Source organism: Paenibacillus farraposensis (genome assembly GCF_020736845.1).
In the GTDB taxonomy this organism is placed as follows: Bacteria; Bacillota; Bacilli; order Paenibacillales; family Paenibacillaceae; genus Paenibacillus; species Paenibacillus farraposensis.
Window position 1 is genome coordinate 161,311 of record NZ_JAFFQR010000105.1, and the last position, 4,866, is coordinate 166,176.

A 4,866-nucleotide genomic window follows, 5' to 3' on the forward strand; every position below is an offset into this window, starting at 1 on the left:
GAAAGAAAATGAAGATGAGAGAGTAGTTATTTATAGATATGGTCCAAACGAACACACTATGGGGAAAATTCAATTAAACAAGGATACTAAGCTGTTCTCTGAAATCGAACCTTTACCAGATTCAAGTCATTCAAACAAATTTTATTTTGATAGGGCTGCACAGCGGATGGCACGTTGCTTCGTTAAAGAAGGTGGTATATTTCCCGATAAGATGACATTTGAATCATAAAGTAACTTCAAGAATACGAACCGAGCTTGCTCCTTTAACGATAAAATGGGAGTGAGCTTTTTTGTGTAATTAACCTATCTGAATAAAGAGGGATGATATTTACATACACCTTGCTTCAAACGAAGGCGCGTCAAATTTAACTCACCATGCTCCAATATCAACCATGGCAAAATGTCCATCTGAAAGATGCTGCTGATGCAATTGGCGAATACGAATGGGATAGTATCAATCTGCTAACCTTATGGTCGGCAGAGCTTTTTTTGTGTTAGCTATAAGTTCAGAATCACACGTACAAAAACACGTACAAAATTATTGACACGTATCATAATACGTGTTATTATAAATACATAAGGAAGAGGTGCTATGAAAGGTTATTCATCAAGAGAATTGATGAAAATAATAAAAGCGGATGGCTGGTACTACATAAGAGCTTCGGGTGATCATTACCAGTTCAAACACCCGACGAAGCCCGGCAAGGTTACGATACCACATCCTAACAAAGACTTGCCGAAAAAGACAATTGAAAGTATTCTCAAACAGGCGGGGCTTAAATAGCTCCTCCTAAAGGAGGTTTATATATGGAAATTAAAAGCCGTTACGTATATCCGGCTATATTCGATTACGCAGACGATGGCATTTCGGTCAGTTTCCCAGACTTACCCGGGGCATTTACATGTGGAGATACCGATGGAGAAGCGTTATATATGGCCAAAGATTGCCTTGCGCTACATCTATACGGAATGGAAGTGGATGGTGATGTTATTCCAGAACCTTCTCGTGTTCCTGATGTTGAGACAGAGCCTAACCAGTCCGTGGTGCTAGTTGACGTATGGATGCCGCCATTCCGCGATAAGATGGCAAATAAAGCTGTCAAGAAGACACTGACTATACCGCAATGGCTCGATGATCTGGCTGCGGAGAATAAGGTTAATTACTCACATATTCTGCAGGATGCGCTGAAGGAATATCTCGGCGTAAGCGAACGTAAGAAATAACAAGTTAAGCCTCGGAGCAATCCGGGGTTTATTTTTTTGTATGCTGGCAAAATAAAATCTTGTACAGAACATATGTTCGGTTTATAATTTCTACATAATACACCTAGGAGGTAACACCATGGGTAAAAAGCTTGAAGGTAATGGATTTTGGGAGAGCAGCCGCATTATTATCCCAGAACATAGAGAGGGGATATTGCGTCTTATGAAAGAGGAACAGCGGCGCAGCAAGCCGGAACTTGATGACCAGGAAACGCGCTTGATCGAGAGAGCACTTATAGACTCATACAATCGCCGTACAGAGGTCACGGTTGCTGTATTTGATCCGTTCGACGATACGACTATGACAGGCGTGGTCACTTCCGTAAACACAGCTAGACGTGAAGTGAAGCTGTCTCGCGGCGAGGATGATTTTAGTTGGATTAAGTTAGAGGATATTATATCGGTAAATGTGTAAAATCACCTTGATTACCCAATACACCGCTATATAATTAAGATAACTTAAATATAGGGTGGTGTATGGTGTTAACCAATTTGTTCTATATAATTATGGGGGTCTTTGATGCACTTGCTATTCTTGTGTTCCCTTTAGCTTTGTACATGCTCCCCATAAAAAACTATAAGTATAAGATTATCCTTTTTGCTGTAGTTATTTCTCTTGTATCCTTTTTAATGAGGATTGTACTAAACATACCTAGATTGGACTTACCTTTGCAGTACGCACTATTTTCAATTTTTTTTCGTGTAGGGTTAAAAATAAAATTGCACTTGTCTGCTTTTGTATTGGGAGCTGCCATAAGTGCTTATGCTACTATACAAATGGCTATTTTTTATGTGTATAACTTCTTTGACATAATGCAATTAAACGTTCTAAAGGAGAATGCTACACTTCAAGTATTTCTGTTACAAGGGTCATCAATACTTATTATTTACCTCATTGCAGCGCTTTTAAAGTTATATGTCACAGGGTTTTCTTTCATAGTCGCCCCACCACATGATTTCATTTGGAGGGAAGACTATAACACTAAAGAAAATAAATTGGTCTTAATAAGCACTTTGTTTTCGATGGTAACGATAAGTTTGGGAGTAATACTTTTGTATTATTTAAATCCGCTTGCAATATTGCTGGTGTCTATATTCACTTTTGCCCTTTCTTATATCTTCTCCAAAAGGAGTGATGAAGAGGATGCTAGAAAGGCTATCGAGGCGTATCGCGAACGAATTAAAAAGAGTTGATCCGGATGGACCCGGCAGTGTTGAGGTGTTGGCCTACGCAATAGGTATAAAACTTAATTGGTATTCGGGGTTAATTCTAACGATCCTGTTTGGGTGGTTACTAGGTGATGTCATTAACGCCCTCTTGGCTTTTTTTAGTTTTGTCGTGCTTAGAAAGTTCTCGGGAGGATTGCATTTTCGATCTTTAACAGTTTGTGCTATTTTTTCGGCTGCACTTTTCGCAGCAATTCCTTTGATACATTTGGGACATGATGGCATGTTACTTCTTACGGCCATATCAACAGCAATTGTTCTTTGTATGGCCCCTCGCAAATCTAAGGACCTTAATCCTTCGGGATTAGATCCGTATTTAAAATGGATTTCCATAGCTATTGTTCTAACTAATTTTATTATCCAATCCCCTATAATTGCTCTTTCTTTTACTGCTCAGGCTGTTCTGTTGTTACCCTGGAAGGGAGGTGAGCAACAATGAAAAAGAGTATCGCGCGTCTTGTATCTAAATTGTTAGTTAACGATGCAGGAAAATCTTCCAGATCAGAAAAAACATTAGTAGGCGCAATGCCTGTACCACAAGAATTAAAAAAGAAATGAACATACCTATATGGAAAACAGACAAATTTTTGCACCCGAGATACTTTCAAGTGGGGACTTTGGAAATAGGTATTCATTTTTTGAAAATGACTTAGTGTGTGTAGAGAGATGGATACCGAAGTCCAATTATGAAATACCCTTCTTCATTACAACAGATGGAAACTTCACCGCTCCTACAACACACGGGGAATTCGCTGATGGATTCCCCGATTTTATTAGCTTGGACTCAGGGAACTTGGTTAATTTAAAAAATGTCTCCAGATCAGAAACAGGCGAATATGGTGGTAAGGTTTATTTTAGAGGCGATAAACATACCAGCGTTAATAAACTCAATTCGGTTGTATTGACCGAATTAATGGAAGCCGCAAATAAGCGTCCAGATGATCAGCGTTTCATTATCGGTACGTGTAATTCTAAAGCCGGACTTTATCCCACTAAAGATATCTTTTTTTTAGATATGTGGGACCCCAAAAAGAATTATCATGTGCCGCGTTTATATCATGCTGGCGGATTTTATGTGGTTGCTCTTACCATGCGTCACTGCCAAGGAGCATTCCCCTATCTTTACCCGGCCACTCCAAGCCACCTCATAAATGTATCCAAGGTAGCTGGGTTTGATGAACACAGTTTTGGCATCACAGTGACTTTTAAAGACACGGATTATACGTGTCCAATATCCAAACCAAAGCACAGGGCATTAAAGAAAATATTAAGAAAATGACTAAACCCGGCCTATAGTCGGGTTTTATTATCATATCTTATCTTTATTGTCAATATCAATCTACCCTAGGATAGCGCAAATCGAATCGACATCATACGACATTTTTCCCCTTTACGTCATAACATGATAGTTGATATAAAAGGGGTAAGAGATTCAAAAAAATAGAATAACAAGAACACAAGTTCCTGTTACGGGGAAGGATGTGAAAAAAACGCCTCCCAAAGAGAGGCGCCTAAATGTGGGTTGGCTATCCTGGCAGGGATGCCAAATGAGTCCCACAGGAAAAAATGTTCATCGTGAGTATACAGGATAAAGAATCAACAGTAAAGAAACAGACATAAGGAGTGTATCAATGCAGACACACAGATTGAAGATTAAATGGGACATAAAAAAAGAGAATGCTGAAATTTATATCTTATCCATGCTTCAAGTATTAGGGATTACCCTGCCCATCGTTGTAATAGTAGAAGCTCCTTCGTGGATTCATGAATTCACTTTCGTAAAGTAGTATGCAAAACGGGGCAGAATGATTCACATCTGCCCCGTACACCGGCCTTAAAGTCATCCCCCTAAACGTCCCCCGAACGTCCCCCAACTCATGAAAAACTATGAAAGATTACGAACAATGATCTGATGAAATGTTCTGTAAATCGTTATCCTAATAAACAAAAAGATGAAATGATAAATTCGCACATAAATCGCACACAGGTTCACCAGTGGGAACGTAATCAATATCTGACGCTGTATTAAAATGGGAAATCCCTTGGCGCTCTAAGCGCTGAGGGATTTTTGCTTTTGTGGGTAATCCATCAGTTTTTTAGCACTACCTAGTTTTCCCCACAAATTCCCCACAAAAAAATAATTATTGAAGTAGACTTTCGGTAAAAGATTCATATTTCTTGATGCTATTCATCTCTATTTTTTTTGAGATATGTGCATAGACGTCAGCTGTTATTTGGATGCCTCCATGCCCAAGTCTTTCCTGTACATACTTCATGGTAGCTCCAGCTTCAAGCAACAGGACCGCATGAGTATGTCGTAAAGAATGGATAGGAAGAGACGGTAATTTTGCCCGCTTTAAAATCCGGGAAAAAGCA

At 39.3% G+C, this 4,866-nt stretch carries 9 protein-coding genes; 8 read left to right on the plus strand and 1 reads right to left on the minus strand.

Annotated features, from left to right (window positions below):
* The 8 genes from JO375_RS17150 to JO375_RS17180 all read left to right on the plus strand — a co-directional run.
* The coding region (locus tag JO375_RS17150) for a hypothetical protein (RefSeq protein WP_229525603.1) at nt 1-229 on the plus strand (229 nt) is incomplete at its 5' end.
* Nucleotides 230-592: 363 nt separating this feature from the next.
* Nucleotides 593-784, plus strand: coding sequence for a type II toxin-antitoxin system HicA family toxin (locus tag JO375_RS17155; protein WP_229525604.1), 192 nt, complete (start codon nt 593-595; stop codon nt 782-784).
* A 23-nt stretch (nt 785-807) separates the two neighbouring features.
* A complete protein-coding gene (locus JO375_RS17160) occupies nt 808-1,224 on the plus strand; it encodes a type II toxin-antitoxin system HicB family antitoxin (protein WP_229525605.1) in 417 nt (138 codons plus the stop codon).
* Between the two features lie 118 nt (nt 1,225-1,342).
* Entirely contained in the window at nt 1,343-1,678 is a 336-nt protein-coding gene (locus tag JO375_RS17165; RefSeq protein WP_229525606.1) for a YolD-like family protein, read from the plus strand.
* A gap of 62 nt (nt 1,679-1,740) precedes the next feature.
* On the plus strand, nt 1,741-2,457 hold the full coding sequence (locus JO375_RS17170) for a DUF4748 domain-containing protein (RefSeq protein WP_229525607.1): 717 nt from the start codon (nt 1,741-1,743) through the stop codon (nt 2,455-2,457).
* Nucleotides 2,408-2,929 carry an accessory gene regulator ArgB-like protein gene (locus JO375_RS17175; protein WP_229525608.1) on the plus strand — a complete coding sequence of 174 codons (522 nt, stop codon included), beginning with the start codon at nt 2,408-2,410 and terminating at the stop codon, nt 2,927-2,929. Before JO375_RS17170 ends, JO375_RS17175 begins: the two co-directional genes overlap by 50 nt.
* A complete protein-coding gene (locus JO375_RS24595) occupies nt 2,926-3,048 on the plus strand; it encodes a hypothetical protein (RefSeq protein ID WP_267497740.1) in 123 nt (40 codons plus the stop codon). Before JO375_RS17175 ends, JO375_RS24595 begins: the two co-directional genes overlap by 4 nt.
* Before the next feature lie 10 nt (nt 3,049-3,058).
* Nucleotides 3,059-3,769: a LytTR family DNA-binding domain-containing protein gene (locus tag JO375_RS17180; RefSeq protein ID WP_229525609.1), complete on the plus strand. Its 711-nt coding sequence runs from the start codon at nt 3,059-3,061 to the stop codon at nt 3,767-3,769.
* An 862-nt stretch (nt 3,770-4,631) separates the two neighbouring features.
* Here JO375_RS17180 and JO375_RS17185 read toward each other — a convergent pair.
* Nucleotides 4,632-4,866 (minus strand): tyrosine-type recombinase/integrase (locus JO375_RS17185; protein WP_229525610.1); only part of this gene is annotated, 235 nt, incomplete at its 5' end.

Excerpts from the sequence above, each read along its gene's own strand:
- JO375_RS17165 (WP_229525606.1), top strand. The coding sequence starts at position 1,343 with ATGGGTAAAAAGCTTGAAGGTAATGGATTTTGGGAGAGCAGCCGCATT.
- JO375_RS24595 (WP_267497740.1), top strand. The coding sequence starts at position 2,926 with ATGAAAAAGAGTATCGCGCGTCTTGTATCTAAATTGTTAGTTAACGAT.
- JO375_RS17180 (WP_229525609.1), top strand. The coding sequence starts at position 3,059 with ATGGAAAACAGACAAATTTTTGCACCCGAGATACTTTCAAGTGGGGAC.
- JO375_RS17175 (WP_229525608.1), top strand. The coding sequence starts at position 2,408 with ATGCTAGAAAGGCTATCGAGGCGTATCGCGAACGAATTAAAAAGAGTT.
- JO375_RS17155 (WP_229525604.1), top strand. The coding sequence starts at position 593 with ATGAAAGGTTATTCATCAAGAGAATTGATGAAAATAATAAAAGCGGAT.
- JO375_RS17170 (WP_229525607.1), top strand. The coding sequence starts at position 1,741 with ATGGTGTTAACCAATTTGTTCTATATAATTATGGGGGTCTTTGATGCA.
- JO375_RS17160 (WP_229525605.1), top strand. The coding sequence starts at position 808 with ATGGAAATTAAAAGCCGTTACGTATATCCGGCTATATTCGATTACGCA.